We start from the raw sequence: 15,359 nt of genomic DNA on the forward strand, positions 1-15,359 counted from the left end.
CGCCATGCTCGAACTCCCCCACACCTCCCGCATCGAAGGCAACGCCATCCGCTGGGGCAAGCTTGGCCACGGTCCCGCGCTGGTCGCCATCCACGGCACACCGTTTTCATCGCAGGTATGGCGCAGGATCATCCCGCTGCTCGCCGACCGCAGAACCGTCTATTACTTTGACCTGGCGGGCTACGGCGTGTCCGAGATGCGGGATGGACAGGATGTGTCGCTGGGGGTGCAGAACCGGATACTGGCGGCGTTGTTCAACGAATGGGAACTGGATCGCCCCGATGTCCTGGCCCACGATTTTGGCGGTGCGACGGCGCTGCGCGCTTACTACCTGAACGGACTGCGCTACGCGTCGCTGACGATCTTCGATGCGGTGGCGCTGGCGCCGTGGGGCTCGCCCTTCGTGCAGCACGTTCGCCAGCACGAGGCCGCGTTTTCCGGCATGCCGGATTACATGCACCGCGCGCTGTTGAAGGCCTATTTGCAGACCGCGGCGCACAACCCCTTATCGGATGAAGCGCTGGACGTGTACGGCCGTCCGTGGCTGGGGCCCGTCGGTCAGCCGGCGTTCTACCGCCAGATCGCGCAGATGGACCAGAAATACACGGACGAGGTACAAGGCCTGTACGCCCGCATGGATTGCCCGGTGCAGGTGCTGTGGGGCGAAGAGGACGCGTGGATTCCGCACGAGCGCGGCGAGACGCTGGCAGCATTGATTTCCGATCGGCCGCTCATATCCGTGGCGAATGCGGGCCATCTGGTGCAGGAAGACCGGCCCGAAACCATTGTGGCCGCCGTGTTGAAGCTGATTGGCGAACGCTGAGCGGCGCGCATCGCGTCGTTCTACCCTCTTACCCGCGCCGGATTTCCCACCACCTTCGCGCCCGCCGGCACGTCCCGCGTGACCACGCTGCCCGCGCCGATGATGGCGTCGTCCCCTACCGTGACACCCGGCAGGATGATCGCGCCGCCGCCGATCCACACCTGCTTGCCGATGTGCACGGGACGGCCGAATTCCAGCATCGCGCGGCGCTGCTCGGCGTCGTGCGGATGGTCTGCCGTGTAGATCTGCACGGCCGGGCCGATCTGCGTGCCTTCGCCGATGGTGACTTGCACGACGTCGAGGATCACGCAGTTGAAGTTCATGAAGACGTTCGCGCCCAACGAGATGTTGTAGCCGTAGTCGCAATGAAACGGCGGGCGGATCAGCGCGCCCTCGCCCACGCTGGCAAAGCGTTCGCGCAGAAGCGCATGCCATTGTTCGGGCGGCTCGCCCAGCAAGGCGTTGTACCGCTTCATCCAGGCGCTGGCGGCAAGCTGGTCCGCCTGGATCTCGTCGTCGGCGGCCGTGTAGAGCTCTCCTGCCAGCATCCTCTGCTTCTGCGTGCGCGTCATGGCTGATCTCCTGTCCGGATCAGCCAGCATACCGAAGATTGCCGCGCTAGGCGGCCTGCGGCACCACGCCCACATATCGTCCGCGCGGCCGGATGACCTGCGCGACGCTGAGCTGCTCCAGGCAATGCGCCAGCAGGCCAATGCTGCGCGCCGTGGCAAACAGCCCGAACGCGGCGTCGTCCGGCAGCCCGCAGTGCGCCGCCAACGCGGCCAGCGCCACGTCGATGTTGGGATGCAGGCCGGTCAGTTGCGTGGCCTTGTCGATGAAGCGCGTGATGACCTCGGCCGGCTCGAATTGGGCCAACAGCGCCGCCGCGCGCGGATCGCCATCGGGATACAGATGATGGCCGAAGCCCGCCAGCGGCAGGCCCGTGGACAGGTAGTGCGCAATCACCTGATCTTCGCCCTGACGCGCCACGTCATCGAACAGCGCTTTGACGCGGCCGGAAGCGTCGCCGTGCAACGGTCCGGACAAGGTGGTCAGACCTGACAGCAGGCACGCCGGCAACGATGCGCCGGTAGAGGCCGCAATGCGCGCGGCAAACGCGGAGCTGGTCAGTTCGTGGTCGACCAGAAGAACCATGGCGGTACGCAGCAACTCGGCGGCCTGAGGCGATAGTTTCCAGGCTTGCGCAAACCGCAGATGCAGCGGCCGCTTGCCGGGCTGCGCGCCAAACGCGTTGGCCAGTTGGCCGACGAGGCTCTGGCATTCGGTGTGCAGGACGCGCGTCATGCGGCCGTGCGTGGAGTGCCCCGTGGCGGCCAACGCCGCCAGCGACGTGAAGGCGGCCACGCGGCCCGGCGATGCCACACGCGCCGTGCAGGAAAAATCTGCCTGCTGGTCCGAGCTCCATAGCAGTTGCGCGGCGTCTTCCAGGCTGGCCGAACCCGCCAGCGTGACCGCATCCTGGCCGCGGTAGTACAGACGTTGACGGTGAAAGGTGGAGATTGCGGTGGGGATGCTGGGCTCGGCGCCGAACAGCGTGTTGGTGGCCAGGGTTTCGTGCTTGCGGCCGGCCTGCTTGCGCTTGGCCAGTCCCGCAACGTCTTCGGCGCGATAAAGGCTGCGGCGGGTGTCGGCCGGGTCCGGCATGACCTCCAGCTTGCCGCGGCTGACGTAGGCGTAGATGGTCTGCGGGCGCACCCCAAGCTGGCTGCACGCTTCGGCCATCGAAATCCAGGTACCCATGATCTTCTGTAGCAAAGTTTATATGTTGATTTTATAGATCAATATTGCTTTACAAATCAATCATTAAATACCATGGAATCAATGTTCAACGCGGACCCCCAGCCGGTCCCCCCACCAGAGCCGAACCGACATGAAGCCTCAGGTCCTGCAACTCAACCCCATCCTGATCCCGGCGGTCAATGACGAGCTTGCCTCGCTGTACCAGGTGCACAAGTTCTTCGAGATCTCCGATCAAACGGCCTGGCTGCGCGAGCACGGCGCTCACATCCAGGCCGTCATCACCGGCGGCCACACCGGCATCTCGCGCGAGATGCTGGAACAGCTTCCCGGCGTGAAGGTGGTGGCGGTCAATGGCGTGGGCACCGACGCGGTCGACCTGGCCTACTGCCGCGGCCGCGGCCTGCCGGTGACGGCCACGCTGGGCGCATTGACCGAGGACGTCGCCGACCTGGCGATCGGCCTGCTGATCGCCGCCTGCCGCAATATCTGCGCGGGCGATCGCTTCGTGCGGGAAGGCCTGTGGGAGCAGTTCCCCTCGCCCAGCGCCATCCCGCTGGCGCGCCGCTTCAGCGGCATGCGCGTGGGCATCGTGGGCATGGGCCGCGTCGGCCGCGCCGTCGCCACGCGGGCGGCGGCCTTTGGCTGCCAGATCCGCTACACCGACCTGCGCGCCATGGACGACGTGCCGCATGAATTCGTGCCCGACCTGATCGCACTGGCGCGCGCCTCGGACGCACTGGTGCTGTGCGCCGCCGCCGACAAGGCCGAAGGCATCGTCAATGCCGCCGTGCTGGACGCGCTGGGTCCGGAGGGTTTCCTGGTCAACGTCGCGCGCGGCCGGCTGGTCAACGAGGCCGATCTGACCGAAGCGCTGGTCGCCGGCCGCATCGCGGGCGCGGGGCTGGACGTCTTTGTCGACGAGCCCCGCGTGCCGCAAGCACTGCGCCAGTCGGAACGCACAACGCTGCAGGCGCACCGCGCCAGCGCAACCTGGGAGACGCGCGCGGCGATGGGCCAAATGGTGCTGGACAGCATTTCGCAGGCCCTGGCCGGCGAGCGTCCGTCGATGAGCCTGACGACCTGAGCCGCCAGGCGCACCTTGACGACCGCCATGACAGACCTTGCCTTCCCTGCCCTCGCGCCGATCACGTTGCCCATCGCCGGCAGCAAGGCTCGCTTTCCGGTCGCGCGCGTGTTTTGCATCGGCCGCAACTATCGCTGGCTGCCCGACGAGCCGCGTCCGACCGAGATGCCGGCGTGGTTCATGAAGCCGGCAAGCGCCGTGTTCCCGGCCAGCGGCTCGTTGCCCTATCCCGCGGACACGGCGGACTATTGCCATGAGATCGAGCTGGTCGTGGCGATTGGCCGCGGCGGCAAGAACATCGCGGCCGCTGACGTCGAGGCCCGGCATATCTGGGGTTACGCCGCGGGGCTGGACATGACCCGGCGCGATCTGCAGCAGCAGGCCAAGCGCGCGGGCGGTCCGTGGGAACCCGCCAAGGCCTTCGATCAATCCGCGCCGTGCACCGCCATCGTGCCTGCTGACGCGTGCGGCCATCCGCGCGAAGGCGCGCTGTGGCTGTCCGTCAATGGAGAAGACCGCCAGCGCGCCGACGTGTCCGGCCTGCTGTGGCCGGTGCCCGCGCTGGTGGCGATGCTGTCGCGATCCGTGGCGCTGGCGCCCGGCGATCTCGTCTACACCGGCACGCCCGCGGGCGTCGGCCCGTTGACGCCGGGCGATGTGGTCAGTGCGGGCGTGGCCGGCATCGGGGACTTCACCATGACCGTTTCCGCCCGACCCGACGCCTGACGTCGTGCTCCGCCTTCTTTCCACATCAATCGCCATCCAATCCGCCCGAGGAGCCATCCCTTGAACGACAGCACCACCCAGAAAATTGCCCTGGTCACCGGCGCCGGCAGCGGCGTCGGCCGCGTCACCGCCATCACCCTGCTGAACGACGGCTGGACCGTCGTGCTGGCCGGCCGCCGCGCCGACCCCTTGCAGTCCCTGCAAGCCGAGGCCACCGCGCGAGGCCAGACCGCGCTGGCCGTGCCCACCGACGTCACCCGCCCGGAAAGCGTCGAAGCGCTGTTCAACACCATCGAAAGCCGCTTCGGCCGGCTGGACCTGCTGTTCAACAATGCTGGCGTCAACGCGCCCGCGGTACCCATGGACGAACTGCCGCTGGAAAAGTGGTTCAACGCCATCAACACCAATGTGACGGGCGTCTATCTGTGCGCGCGCGCCGCCTTCGGGCTGATGCGCCGCCAGACGCCGCAGGGCGGCCGCATCATCAACAACGGTTCCATTTCCGCGCACACGCCGCGCCCCTTTACCGCGCCCTACACCGCCAGCAAGCACGCCGTGACCGGCCTGACCAAGTCGCTGGCGCTGGACGGCCGCGCCTACAACATCGTGGCCGGGCAGATCGACATCGGCAACGCGATGACGGAGCTGTCCGAGCGCATGACGCGCGGCGTGCTGCAGGCCAATGGCACGGTGGCGCCGGAACCCATGATGGACGCTGTCCACGTCGCGAAAGCCGTGCGCCACATGGCGTCGCTGCCCCTGGACGCCAACGTCCTGACCATGACCGTCATGGCCAGCGCCATGCCCTTCGCCGGGCGCGGCTGAGGCCTTACCCGCGCCCCGGGCTGCAGCACACCCGGGGCGCCTCACAGAGTTGACTGAAGTTGACCACCCCGAGGAGACAAGCATGACCTTCACCACGCTGGCCAAGACCCTGGCCTTTTCGGCAGCCCTTGCCGCCGTGCCCGGCCTGGCCGCGGCGCAGAACTACCCCACCCGTCCCATCAGCATCATCGTGCCCGCCCCGCCGGGCGGCGGCATCGACATGATTGCGCGCGTCGTTGGCGAAAAGCTCTCGCAGTCGCTGGGCCAGCCCGTCATCGTCGACAACCGGCCGGGCGCCTCCAACAACCTGGGCACCGCGCTGCTCGCCAACGCCAAACCCGACGGCTACACGATCGGCATCGTGGGCGGCAGCCACAACATCAACAAGTACCTGTTCAAGAACCTGGGCTGGGATCCGCAAAAGAGCTTCGAGCCCATCGTCTACACCCATGAAATCCCGCTGGTGTTCTCGGTCTATCCGAAGATCCCGCCCAAGACGCTGCCGGAACTGGTGGACTGGATGAAGGCGCATCCCGACGATGCCAAGGTCGCCACGTCCGGCCGCGGCAGCGCGCAGGAGATGGCCGCCGAGATGTTCCGCATGGTCAGCGGCGCGCCCATGCTGCTGATTCCGTACAAGGGCTCGTCCGCCGCGCACCCCGACCTGCTGGCCGGCCGCACGGTGCTGTACATCGACACGCTGAGCGCGATGCAGGAACAGGTCAAGGCCGGCAACGTGCGCGCCGTCGCGGTCTCGACCGCCAATCGCACCAAGGCCCTGCCCGACGTGCCGACCGCGCAGGAGCAAGGCCTGAAGGGCTACGACGCCAACACCAACGGCGGCTTCCTGGCGCCAGCAGGCACGCCCAAGGAGATCGTCGCCAAGCTCAACGCCGAGATCAACGCGGTCCTCAAGCAGCCGGCCGTGCGCGCCAAGCTGGAAGCCGCGGGCATCGAAGTTCAGGGCGGCACGCCGCAGGAATACGCGGCGGTGATCCAGTCGGACCTGGACAAGTGGGGCAAGGTGGTGAAGGAGGCAAAGATCGAGGCGGAGTGATATTCGCCATGCATGCAAAGGGACGCGGCGCGGCCGCAGTCCTTTGCGTGTTCAGGGACGCGGTCCGATGGAGCCCGGATCGCGTCCTTTTTGCTTTGCTTCTCAAGCGGGCAACGCAAGACCTCGCCCGTAACCCCGAATATTGCCAAGGTAACAGGGCGTAAAGCGCCGTTTTGCACTGTCTTGCAACGGACATTCCAGAAAAATGCGGGATTTTCGGGTGATGTGGTAGACGTCGCCGCGAACCGGGCCATGACGGCTTCGTTACACGGCCGCCGCCCCGGCCACACTTGTCTTGACACCCTTTGCGCCCCCCTTCTATGGTCGAGGCCGCCAACGATTTGGCACCCGAAATCCCCATGCAGCCCGTCTTGCGGCGCAGGTAAGCGCCCCCAGCACGGGCGCGCGCCGGCCGCAACCGCCGATGGCTGCACATCGCGACAGAGAGAGAAGAAGGACATGGCGTCTACACGCAAGTCAGAAGGAAAAGGTTTGCGGACGGGCAACGCAGCGGCCGCCGCGTTGCTGGTGACGGCGATCACGGCCGCGTTTGCGGCGATGAGCCCGACGCCGGGCAACGCCGCGCAGGAAAAGGCAGCGCCGGCTACCGCAGCACCGACCGCCGGAGCGCCGGCCGCCGCAACCCCTGCCCCCGCCACGCCTTCAGTCAACGTGGCCGCGCCTGCCGCCGGCACCGCTGCCCGCGTTGCGCCGCCCGACGCCGCGGCGGTCATCTACGCCATCCATCAAGTGGACAGCAAGGGCGAACCGTCCGCCAACGTCGCCAACGGCAGCATCGCCACCTACTGGTTCGGACATGCGTTCGAACTGGAAGGCACGCCCTACTACACCGGCTTCATCTGGGAAACCGCGGAACGCTACGGCAAGCCGGGCGAGGACGATGTCGGCCCCATGACGACCGTGAATCTAGCCGAAGCCACCTTCATCCGCGACCCGGCCGCCCCGGAAAGCCCGTGGAAGTTCCGTGGCATGGAGGCGACCATCGGCGAGTTCGGCGCGTACGAAAGGCCGCCGGAAGTCGACACCCAGCGCAAGCCGCTGGAGTACCGCACGGCATCGGGCAAGTTGATGCTGGCAGTGCCCACCGAGACCTTCGAGAACGGCATCACGATCAGCGGCTACACGCTGCTCGTCTTCACGCCCCCGGAAAAGCGCCAGGACGAAACGGGCAATGTATGGGCCTACGTGGGCAGCGTGATCGCAGGCGAGGACAACGGGCCGGCCTGTGCGGATGGCGACGTCATGCCGTGTACGCGCAGCGAAGGCGAACTGGTCTTCAGCGGCACCGCTACCGACGACCTGCCGCGCGTGACGGTGCAGTTCACGGGCAACACGATCTCGGGTCCCGGCAAGACCCGCAAGCTGGGCCCTGGCGATGCCGTCATCTATGCGTACGACGCCACGCGCAAGCAATACGCCGCGCAGCAGTAAGCACACCCGCCATCGGAACAGCGACAGGTCGCCGAATGCCGCCAATCAAGCCGCGGCCGGCACCTTTGCCCCGGCCACTTCCAGCCGGTTGCCGCCGAGCGATTTGGCGCGGTAGAGCGCCTGGTCCGCAATGGCCAGCGCGTCCATGATGGTGGGCGTGTCGCCGTCGAAACGCGCCAGCCCGATGCTGACCGTCGCGGCAATGCCGATGTTGTCCATACGGTTCGAGACGGTCACGGCAAAGCGCTCGGCCATCGCCTTGCCCAACGTGTGGGCGCCCTTCGCATCGTCGCCCCAGAGCAGCGCGGCGAATTCCTCGCCCCCGATGCGCGCAAGTATGGTGTCGTGGCCCAGCACCTCGCGCGCGGTTTCGGCGAAGGACTTGAGTACCTGATCGCCCGCCGCGTGCCCGTAGCGGTCATTCACGGACTTGAAGTGATCCAGGTCGAACGCCAGCACCGACACCGACCCGCGCCCTTCCTTGCCGTTCAGGATGCGCGCGCCCTGCTCGAAGAACCAGCGCCGGTTGCCCAGGCGGGTCAGATAGTCGGTCTGCGATTCCAGCAGCAGCTGGCGGTGCGTTTCGTCGCGGATGAGCTTGAGCAGCGTCATCGGCAGCACCACGGAATACAGCACACCCTCGTAGATGGTGAGCTTGCCGGCCAGCGCCAGGACGGGTTGAGAGGCGAACCAGGGCAGGATGAACGCCCGGCTGGCATAAAGGGCCGTATGCACCCCGGCAACGGCCATGACAATGTAGCGCGAGCGCCGCGGCTTGAGCGCCTGGCAGCGGTACACCTCCCAGGCCGTCAGTCCGCTGACCAGCGCAATCGGCACCGAGCTCACATACGTCCACATCACGTCCAGCCAACGCACGCCGCCGATCACCCAGGTCAGCCCCATGCCGATCAGCACGCAGAGCGACGTGCGCACGTAGCGCCGTCCGCTCAATGCGGCGACGCCATTGAGCACAAGCAGATAGCCGCCGAGGATGACGAGGTTGCTGAGGGCCGCGCCGCTGACGCCGGGCAGGTCGCGACGGTACAAGGCCGCCGCGCAGCCGAGGGCAAGCGTGGCGAAGCCTGAAGCCAGGATGCGTAATTCCTTGCTGCGTGTGGGGTTGGCCCGCTGTTCCCAGAACATGAGGCCGGCGCTGACAAGCAGTGTTCCGACTGCCAGAAGGTACAGAGTGAGAAGATCGACGTACATCTCGAAAGTCAGGAGATTTCGCCGAAAACTCGCGGCGGCTGCGGGATTTTACGGTGAAAACGTGTCATTTCACCTTTTCCGGATGTGCTTTTGCGTCACGCCGGGCGGCGCCCAACCGCGCGCCATCCGGCCCCGAAATTTTGTCCCATGGACAGATCATTTGCTGATCTGGCCCCATACCGTCTCACTTCCGATCGCTGGAACTTGCGCGCCCGTCAGGCGGCGTTCGCAAGCCGAGACATCACCCCCGCCGCGCTGCCTCGATGGTTGCGATGTCGATCTTCTGCATCGTCATCATGGCCTCGAACGCGCGCCTGGCAGCGGCTTGGTCCAGGTCCGTGACCGCGGCCAGCAGCGCCCTGGGCGTGATCTGCCAGGACAGTCCCCATTTATCCTTGCACCAGCCGCAATCGCTCTCCTGGCCGCCATTCGACACGATCGCGTCCCACAGGCGGTCGGTCTCGGCCTGATCGTCGGTCGCGACCTGAAAGGAAAACGATTCGTTGTGCTGGAAGGCGTCGCCGCCATTGAGCCCGACGCAGGGGATGCCCATGACCGTGAAGTCGACCATCAGGATGTCGCCCTGCTGGCCCGAGGGATAGTCGCCGGGCGCGCGGTGTACCGTGCCCACCTTGCTGTCCGGGAACGTCTTGGCATAAAAGGTCGCCGCTTCCAGGGCGTCGCCGTCGTACCACAGGCAAACGGTGTTTTTGCTGGCCATCTTGCTCCTCCTTGGCAGGAAAGTGATGCGCTCAAACAGTGCTGCAATGCGCGACGTTCAAGCATAGACCACGCTGCGCCCGCAGAAAACCGGGCACGCATCGCGGTCATGCCGGCCCCGTTTCAAATCGCGATGCGCCCGTCGATGCAGGTCACGGATTGCCCGCCCACGCGAATGGCGCCGCTCGCATCGAACGAGATGCTCAGCCTGCCCGACCGCCCGACCACGGCGCCCTGCGTGCTGAGGTAGTCCGTTCCGAACTGCGTCACTTGTCCCGCGTCGCGGATGAACGCCGCAACCGAGCCATTGCCGCTGCCGCAGACCGGGTCTTCGTTGGCGCCCAGGCTGGGCGCAAACGCCCGGACCTCGATGGCGGCTTCCGCGCCTTCGCCATACGCGCCGTACACGACGATGCCGGCGGCGTTGTTGCGGCGGTCGAAGTCGGCCATGCGCGCAAAGTCCGGCCGCAGCGTCAGCACCGCCTGCGCGCTGGGCAATTGTGCGATCGTCCACACCGGGCCCACGTTGACCAGCTTGGGGGCCGGATCGTGCATCACCGCCGAGCCCAGTATTGCTTCCATTTCGTCGACGAGATCCGCGCCAAGCTCGGCCAGGCTGGGTTCCGGCAAAGTGAAGGCAATGAGCGGGCTGCCGCCGGCCGCGTCCGTGACCGACAGATCGATCAGGCCCGCCGCGCATTCCTGCACGAGCTTGCCGCCGCGCGGCGCGACCATGCCGGCTTCGAGCAGCGCATGGGCGGTGCCCAGCGTGGGATGCCCTGCAAAGGGCAGCTCGGCCTGCGGCGTGAAGATGCGCACCAGGTAATCGGCGCCGGGCTGCGTGGGCGGCAGCACGAAGGTGGTCTCCGACAGATTCGTCCAGTTGGCGATGCGCCGCATCTGCTCGTCGGTCAACCCCTGCCCTTGCAGCACCACCGCGACGGGATTGCCGCGATAGGGTTCGCTGGTGAATACATCCACTTGCTTGAATGGCACGCTCATGTCCCGCTCCTTTATTCAATATCCGGATGACTGTCGGCCAGCCGCTGGCGGCGCGCCCGCAGCGCATCGAGTTTTTCTTCGAGCGCCGCGATTTCGGCATCGACGTCCTGGACGCTCTGCTCGATGTGTTCGTAGGCTTGCTGCAGCAACACCTTTGCCTCCTTGCGGCTGGAGGCCGTGGGCGTTTCGCCGCGCAGCGGCCGGTTGGCCGTCTCGGGCAGGAAGAACGACGTGATGAGTCCTATGACCGACGCCACCATCAGGTAGTACGCGGGCATCATCAGGTTCTCGGTCTCTTCCACCAGCCACGCAGCCACCGTGGGCGTCAGACCGGCAAAGATGATGGCCACATTGAACGAGCTGGCCAGCGCGCTGTAGCGGATGCGCGTGGGAAACAGCGCGGGCAGCGTGGCCGCCATGATCCCGATCAGGCAGTTCAGGAAGATGGCGATCAGCAGCAGCCCCAGAAAGATCAGCGCCGTATTGTCACTGGCAATAAGAAAGAACGAGGGCATCGCCGTGACCAGCAGGCCCAGGCTGCCGGCCAGCAGGAAAGGCTTGCGGCCGATCTTGTCGCTGATGAATCCCACCACCGGCTGCACGAACAGCATGCCCACCATCACGACGACGATGATGAGCACGCCATGCCCTTCGGTATAGCCCAGGCTGCCCGACAGATACGTGGGCATGTAGGTGAGCAGCATGTAGTAGGTGACGTTGGTCACCAGCACCATGCCGATGCTGACCAGCAACGCGCGGCGATACTTGCTGAAGATCTCGCGGAACGACACCGTCGGCCTTTCCTGCACAGCGTCGCGGTCTTCCTTTTCCATCCGTTCAAGCTGCTGCGTGAAGGCCGGCGTTTCCTCAGCGGCATGGCGCAGATACAAGCCCAACAGGCCCAGCGGTCCGGCCACGAAGAACGGAATGCGCCAGCCCCAGTCAAGGAACGTCTGCTCGCCCAGCATGGTCTGCAGGAGCACGACCATGCCCGCGCCCACGACGAATCCGGCGATCGAGCCAAAGTCCAGCCAGCTTCCCAAAAAGCCGCGCTGCCTGTCGGGCGCGTACTCGGCCACGAACACGGCCGCGCCGGTGTATTCGCCGCCCACGGAAAAGCCCTGCGCCAGTTTGCACGCCAGCAGCAGAATGGGCGCCCAGATGCCGATGGTGGCGTACGCGGGAATGAGGCCGATGCAGAACGTGCTGATGGCCATGATGATGATGGTGAGCGACAGCACCTTCTGGCGCCCGAAGCGGTCGCCCATGACGCCGAAGAACACGCCGCCCAGCGGCCGCACAAGGAATGGCACGGAAAATGTGCCCAGCGCGGCGATGGTCTGCACGGCGGGCGAGGCGTCGGGAAAGAACACCTTGCCCAGCGCGAAGGCAACAAAGCCATAGACGCCGAAGTCAAACCATTCCATCGCATTGCCAAGCGCCGCGGCCGTCACGGCCTTCTTGAGCTTGGTGTTGTCGATGACCGTGATGTCGCCGATCTCCAGTGGACGGATCTCTTGCGACGACGTGGGGGTTTCAGCCATGGTGCGACATCCATAAAACGGGACATGCCGATTATGGACCCGATTTTGGCGTCGGTCATCGCCCCCCGGCATTGCGGGAGTGGCGGGCGCGCGCCCATAATGCCCAACCAGTCAGATGCCCGCCGGAGCCCCCCATGACCGATACCCGCAAGCCGCCGCTGATCTATCTTGAAGACCTGACCGTCGGAGACGTCTTCGTCAGCAAGTCCCACACCCTGGACGCGGCGCAGATCATCGCCTTTGCCTCGCAATTCGACCCGCAGCCCTTTCACCTGGATCCGGACGCGGCGCGCGACACGCTGTTCCAGGGCCTGGCGGCCAGCGGCTGGCATACGGCGGCGCTGACCATGAAGCTGCTGGTCGAAAGCTTTCCCGTGGCGCGCGGCGTGATCGGCGCCGGCGCTGAAGTGATCTGGCCGCAGCCCACCCGTCCCGACGACGTGGTCAAGGTGACGAGCACGGTGCTGAGCATCACGCCGTCCCGTTCCAAACCCGACCGCGCCATCGTGGTGGTGGAATCGGTCACGTCGAACCAGCGGGACGAAGCGCTGCAAAAACTGACCAGCAAGGTCGTCGTATTCCGCCGGTCATGAGCGCGTCATCGGCCCGTCATGATCCGGCCCACGATCCGGCCGCCGGCCTGCCGTCCGTTCATGCCGCCGCGCTCTCCGGCAGTTTGACAATGACCTTGATCTCGAACTGGAAACCATAGAGCCAGGTCACGCCCACCGCCGTGATGTTCGGATACGGCGCCTCGCCCCAGAACTCGGGCACCACTTCCCACATGGTCTCGAACTGCGACTGCGGATCCACCATGAAGACGGTCACGTCGACCACGTCGTCGAACGACGCGCCAGCCGCGTGCAGAATGGCGTTCAGATTCTGGAATGCCAGGCGCACCTGCTGACGCAGATCGGGCTCCGGCGAGCCGTCGTCGCGGCTGCCGACCTGGCCGGACACGAACAAAAAGCCGTTGGAACGCACGGCCGGCGAGTAACGGTTGCGCTCGTACAGCGCGTGGCGATGAGGAGGAAAGACGACGTCACGGTTGTTCATGGGATTCTCCAAAAGATGGGGCTTCAGACCGCCCGCGTTGACATAGGCAAACTGTAAAAGCGCCCGCCGCGCGGATAAACGGCCAACTTCATCCATCACTATTTGTAGAATCCAAACAATCCCGACCCCATCCGGAGCAGCCATGGACCGATTTGACGCAATGACCGCGTTTGCGCGCGTGGTGGAGACCGGCAGCTTCACCAAGGCCGCCGAAACCCTGCACATGAGCAAGACCAGCGTCACGCAACTGGTGCAGCAGCTCGAAGCGCGGCTGCGCGTCCGTCTGTTGAACCGCACCACGCGCAAGGTCAATGTCACGGCCGACGGCGCGGCGTACTACGAGCGCGTGATCAAGCTGCTGGCCGACATGGACGACGCCGAGACCAGCCTGTCCAGCGCCGCTGAAGCGCCGCGCGGCCGCCTGCGCGTGGACGTGCCCAGTCCGCTGGCGCGCATGGTGCTGGTGCCCGCGTTGCCGGCCTTCCACGCGCGCTATCCCGACATCCAGCTGGACATGGGCGTCAGCGACCGCATCGTCGACCTGATCGGCGAAAACGTCGACTGCGTGGTGCGCGGCGGTGAGCTGACTGACCAATCCTTGATGGCCCGCCGCGTCGGCGACCTGCGGTTGGGCGTGTATGCCGCGCCTTCCTACCTGAAACTGGCCGGCAAGCCCGCGCACCCGCGCGAGCTTGAGGACACGCACCATCGCATCGTCGGTTTCCTTTGGCAACGCACGGGCCGCGCGCTGCCTTACGCCATGCGCCGCGGCAACGAAGTCGTCAACGTGCATGGCCGCTATGTGCTGGCCGTGGACGACGGCAATGCGTACCTGGCGGCCGGCCTGGCAGGCATGGGCGTGATGTGGCTGCCGGATTACATGTCCGCGCCGCATCTTGCACAAGGCGAATTGGTGCCAGTCTTTGAAGACTGGCGGATGGATCCGATGCCCATGTACGTGGCGTTCCCGCCCAATCGCCACGTCAGCGCCAAACTGCGCGCGTTCATCGACTGGATCATCGAATTGGTGGGCGCGTATTCGCCTGCGGCCGGACGATAACGCGTGTGGCGCCCCCGGGCGCCGCCGTCCCTATTCCTTTGCGAGTTCCCCCGCCAGCTCCAGCGCCCGCGCCAGGAATACCGACGCATCGTCCTTGCGGTAGCTGACGATCACGGGCGACACAAACGCGTCGGCTTCGATCCGCACGTGGGCGACGTCCTGGCGTTGCAGGCGTTGCACGGACGCGGGCACCACCGTGACGCCCAGTCCCGCCGCGACCAGGCCGATGGCCGTTTGCAATTCGTTGGCCTCTTGCGCCACTTGCAGCGAATGGCCGGCCGCGCGAAAGAGGCCCAGCACGTGATCCGCGTAGTTGGGCCGCGGCCGCGCCGGATACAGGACGAAGGGCTCGCGCGCCAGCCGGTCGACCGAGACGCTGCCCTGGCCCGCCAGCGGGTGATGCAGCGGCACGGCGGCCAACAAGGGTTCGGTCATGAGCACGCGGCGCTCGATGGCCGGGTCGTCCAGCAGGATGCGGCCGATGCCCAGGTCGATGCGGCCCGCCTTCAGCGCTTCGAGCTGCGGCAAGGTGTTCATTTCCATCAGGCCCACTTCAACGCGATCGTCCGCGCTGCGCAGCAGCCGGATCAGCTCCGGCACGAAGCCGTACAGCGTGGACGGCACAAAGCCAATGCCGAACCAGCGCCGCTCCGTCTGGCCCAACCGGCGCGTGCCTTCCAGCACTTCGTCCAGCCGCGCGGTCAACAGACGCGATTGCTCCAGCAGAAAGCGGCCCGCCTCGGTCAGGCGTAGCGCGCGCGTGGTGCGCTCGAACAGCAGCACGCCCAGTTCTTCCTCCAGCTGCTTGATCTGGCGGCTGAGCGGCGGCTGCGCGATATGCAGCCGCGCGGCCGCCTGCGTGAAACTGCCGGCCTCGGCCACGGCCTGGAAATAGCGCAAGTGCCTGAGCTCCATGACGATTAAGACCCTGAAGGTATGAATTGAAACCCATATAGTCTTGGACGCCTTGAAAAAAGGCAAGCGATACTGCCTCCATCGTTCAGGCGCGGTCGGCCAGAGTATGAATCGGATCCGCACCG

General features: G+C 66.0%; 16 protein-coding genes. 8 read left to right on the plus strand and 8 right to left on the minus strand.

The features are described from left to right. The first annotated feature begins 4 nt into the window (after positions 1 to 4). Entirely contained in the window at positions 5 to 823 is an 819-nt protein-coding gene (locus CLM73_RS15175; RefSeq protein ID WP_105239129.1) for an alpha/beta fold hydrolase, read from the plus strand. A 20-nt stretch (positions 824 to 843) separates the two neighbouring features. Here the strand turns inward: CLM73_RS15175 and CLM73_RS15180 are convergent, their stop codons facing one another. Further along, the gene (locus tag CLM73_RS15180; protein WP_105239130.1) at positions 844 to 1,395 is read right to left on the minus strand and encodes a sugar O-acetyltransferase; all 552 of its coding nucleotides are present in this window, start codon (positions 1,393 to 1,395) and stop codon (positions 844 to 846) included. 46 nt (positions 1,396 to 1,441) lie between these two features. Continuing rightward, complete coding sequence (locus CLM73_RS15185) at positions 1,442 to 2,584, minus strand: citrate/2-methylcitrate synthase (protein WP_105239131.1); 1,143 nt, start codon at positions 2,582 to 2,584, stop codon at positions 1,442 to 1,444. A 130-nt stretch (positions 2,585 to 2,714) separates the two neighbouring features. Here CLM73_RS15185 and CLM73_RS15190 point away from each other — a divergent pair, with 130 nt between their 5' ends. The 5 genes from CLM73_RS15190 to CLM73_RS15210 all read left to right on the plus strand — a co-directional run bounded on the left by CLM73_RS15190 (position 2,715) and on the right by CLM73_RS15210 (position 7,728). Next, the gene (locus CLM73_RS15190; protein WP_105239132.1) at positions 2,715 to 3,668 is read left to right on the plus strand and encodes a 2-hydroxyacid dehydrogenase; all 954 of its coding nucleotides are present in this window, start codon (positions 2,715 to 2,717) and stop codon (positions 3,666 to 3,668) included. Between the two features lie 27 nt (positions 3,669 to 3,695). Next, positions 3,696 to 4,394: a fumarylacetoacetate hydrolase family protein gene (locus CLM73_RS15195; protein ID WP_105241547.1), complete on the plus strand. Its 699-nt coding sequence runs from the start codon at positions 3,696 to 3,698 to the stop codon at positions 4,392 to 4,394. A gap of 60 nt (positions 4,395 to 4,454) precedes the next feature. After that, positions 4,455 to 5,219, plus strand: coding sequence for an SDR family oxidoreductase (locus CLM73_RS15200; protein ID WP_105239133.1), 765 nt, complete (start codon positions 4,455 to 4,457; stop codon positions 5,217 to 5,219). Between the two features lie 82 nt (positions 5,220 to 5,301). Further along, positions 5,302 to 6,276: a Bug family tripartite tricarboxylate transporter substrate binding protein gene (locus CLM73_RS15205; protein WP_105239134.1), complete on the plus strand. Its 975-nt coding sequence runs from the start codon at positions 5,302 to 5,304 to the stop codon at positions 6,274 to 6,276. Between the two features lie 558 nt (positions 6,277 to 6,834). Beyond that, entirely contained in the window at positions 6,835 to 7,728 is an 894-nt protein-coding gene (locus tag CLM73_RS15210) for a hypothetical protein (RefSeq protein ID WP_199778336.1), read from the plus strand. 45 nt (positions 7,729 to 7,773) lie between these two features. On the opposite strand, the gene CLM73_RS15215 is transcribed toward CLM73_RS15210, so the two are convergent. From CLM73_RS15215 to proP, 4 genes are all read right to left on the minus strand, one after another. Continuing rightward, positions 7,774 to 8,937, minus strand: coding sequence for a sensor domain-containing diguanylate cyclase (locus CLM73_RS15215; RefSeq protein WP_105239135.1), 1,164 nt, complete (start codon positions 8,935 to 8,937; stop codon positions 7,774 to 7,776). 241 nt (positions 8,938 to 9,178) lie between these two features. Continuing rightward, entirely contained in the window at positions 9,179 to 9,658 is a 480-nt protein-coding gene (locus CLM73_RS15220) for a VOC family protein (protein ID WP_105239136.1), read from the minus strand. 122 nt (positions 9,659 to 9,780) lie between these two features. Continuing rightward, on the minus strand, positions 9,781 to 10,659 hold the full coding sequence (locus tag CLM73_RS15225) for a PhzF family phenazine biosynthesis protein (protein ID WP_105239137.1): 879 nt from the start codon (positions 10,657 to 10,659) through the stop codon (positions 9,781 to 9,783). Positions 10,660 to 10,670: 11 nt separating this feature from the next. Next, a complete protein-coding gene (gene proP, locus CLM73_RS15230) occupies positions 10,671 to 12,203 on the minus strand; it encodes a glycine betaine/L-proline transporter ProP (protein WP_105239138.1) in 1,533 nt (510 codons plus the stop codon). Positions 12,204 to 12,337: 134 nt separating this feature from the next. Between proP and CLM73_RS15235 the strand changes: the two genes are divergently transcribed. Continuing rightward, positions 12,338 to 12,796, plus strand: a complete 459-nt coding sequence (locus tag CLM73_RS15235) for a MaoC family dehydratase (protein ID WP_105239139.1) — start codon at positions 12,338 to 12,340, stop codon at positions 12,794 to 12,796. Positions 12,797 to 12,854: 58 nt separating this feature from the next. Here the strand turns inward: CLM73_RS15235 and CLM73_RS15240 are convergent, their stop codons facing one another. Continuing rightward, entirely contained in the window at positions 12,855 to 13,259 is a 405-nt protein-coding gene (locus tag CLM73_RS15240; RefSeq protein ID WP_105239140.1) for a RidA family protein, read from the minus strand. A gap of 142 nt (positions 13,260 to 13,401) precedes the next feature. On the opposite strand from CLM73_RS15240, the gene CLM73_RS15245 reads away from it, so the two are divergent. After that, a complete protein-coding gene (locus CLM73_RS15245) occupies positions 13,402 to 14,319 on the plus strand; it encodes a LysR family transcriptional regulator (protein WP_105239141.1) in 918 nt (305 codons plus the stop codon). Between the two features lie 30 nt (positions 14,320 to 14,349). On the opposite strand, the gene CLM73_RS15250 is transcribed toward CLM73_RS15245, so the two are convergent. Continuing rightward, positions 14,350 to 15,234 carry a LysR family transcriptional regulator gene (locus tag CLM73_RS15250; RefSeq protein ID WP_105239142.1) on the minus strand — a complete coding sequence of 295 codons (885 nt, stop codon included), beginning with the start codon at positions 15,232 to 15,234 and terminating at the stop codon, positions 14,350 to 14,352. Positions 15,235 to 15,359 lie beyond the last annotated feature (125 nt).

This window comes from Achromobacter spanius, from assembly GCF_002966795.1.
In the GTDB taxonomy this organism is placed as follows: domain Bacteria; phylum Pseudomonadota; class Gammaproteobacteria; order Burkholderiales; family Burkholderiaceae_B; genus Achromobacter; species Achromobacter spanius_D.

Excerpts from the sequence above, each read along its gene's own strand:
- CLM73_RS15210 (WP_199778336.1), top strand. The coding sequence starts at position 6,835 with ATGAGCCCGACGCCGGGCAACGCCGCGCAGGAAAAGGCAGCGCCGGCT.
- CLM73_RS15190 (WP_105239132.1), top strand. The coding sequence starts at position 2,715 with ATGAAGCCTCAGGTCCTGCAACTCAACCCCATCCTGATCCCGGCGGTC.
- CLM73_RS15225 (WP_105239137.1), bottom strand. The coding sequence starts at position 10,659 with ATGAGCGTGCCATTCAAGCAAGTGGATGTATTCACCAGCGAACCCTAT.
- CLM73_RS15180 (WP_105239130.1), bottom strand. The coding sequence starts at position 1,395 with ATGACGCGCACGCAGAAGCAGAGGATGCTGGCAGGAGAGCTCTACACG.
- CLM73_RS15235 (WP_105239139.1), top strand. The coding sequence starts at position 12,338 with ATGACCGATACCCGCAAGCCGCCGCTGATCTATCTTGAAGACCTGACC.
- CLM73_RS15245 (WP_105239141.1), top strand. The coding sequence starts at position 13,402 with ATGGACCGATTTGACGCAATGACCGCGTTTGCGCGCGTGGTGGAGACC.
- proP (WP_105239138.1), bottom strand. The coding sequence starts at position 12,203 with ATGGCTGAAACCCCCACGTCGTCGCAAGAGATCCGTCCACTGGAGATC.
- CLM73_RS15185 (WP_105239131.1), bottom strand. The coding sequence starts at position 2,584 with ATGGGTACCTGGATTTCGATGGCCGAAGCGTGCAGCCAGCTTGGGGTG.
- CLM73_RS15215 (WP_105239135.1), bottom strand. The coding sequence starts at position 8,937 with ATGTACGTCGATCTTCTCACTCTGTACCTTCTGGCAGTCGGAACACTG.
- CLM73_RS15250 (WP_105239142.1), bottom strand. The coding sequence starts at position 15,234 with ATGGAGCTCAGGCACTTGCGCTATTTCCAGGCCGTGGCCGAGGCCGGC.
- CLM73_RS15220 (WP_105239136.1), bottom strand. The coding sequence starts at position 9,658 with ATGGCCAGCAAAAACACCGTTTGCCTGTGGTACGACGGCGACGCCCTG.
- CLM73_RS15205 (WP_105239134.1), top strand. The coding sequence starts at position 5,302 with ATGACCTTCACCACGCTGGCCAAGACCCTGGCCTTTTCGGCAGCCCTT.
- CLM73_RS15175 (WP_105239129.1), top strand. The coding sequence starts at position 5 with ATGCTCGAACTCCCCCACACCTCCCGCATCGAAGGCAACGCCATCCGC.
- CLM73_RS15240 (WP_105239140.1), bottom strand. The coding sequence starts at position 13,259 with ATGAACAACCGTGACGTCGTCTTTCCTCCTCATCGCCACGCGCTGTAC.
- CLM73_RS15195 (WP_105241547.1), top strand. The coding sequence starts at position 3,696 with ATGACAGACCTTGCCTTCCCTGCCCTCGCGCCGATCACGTTGCCCATC.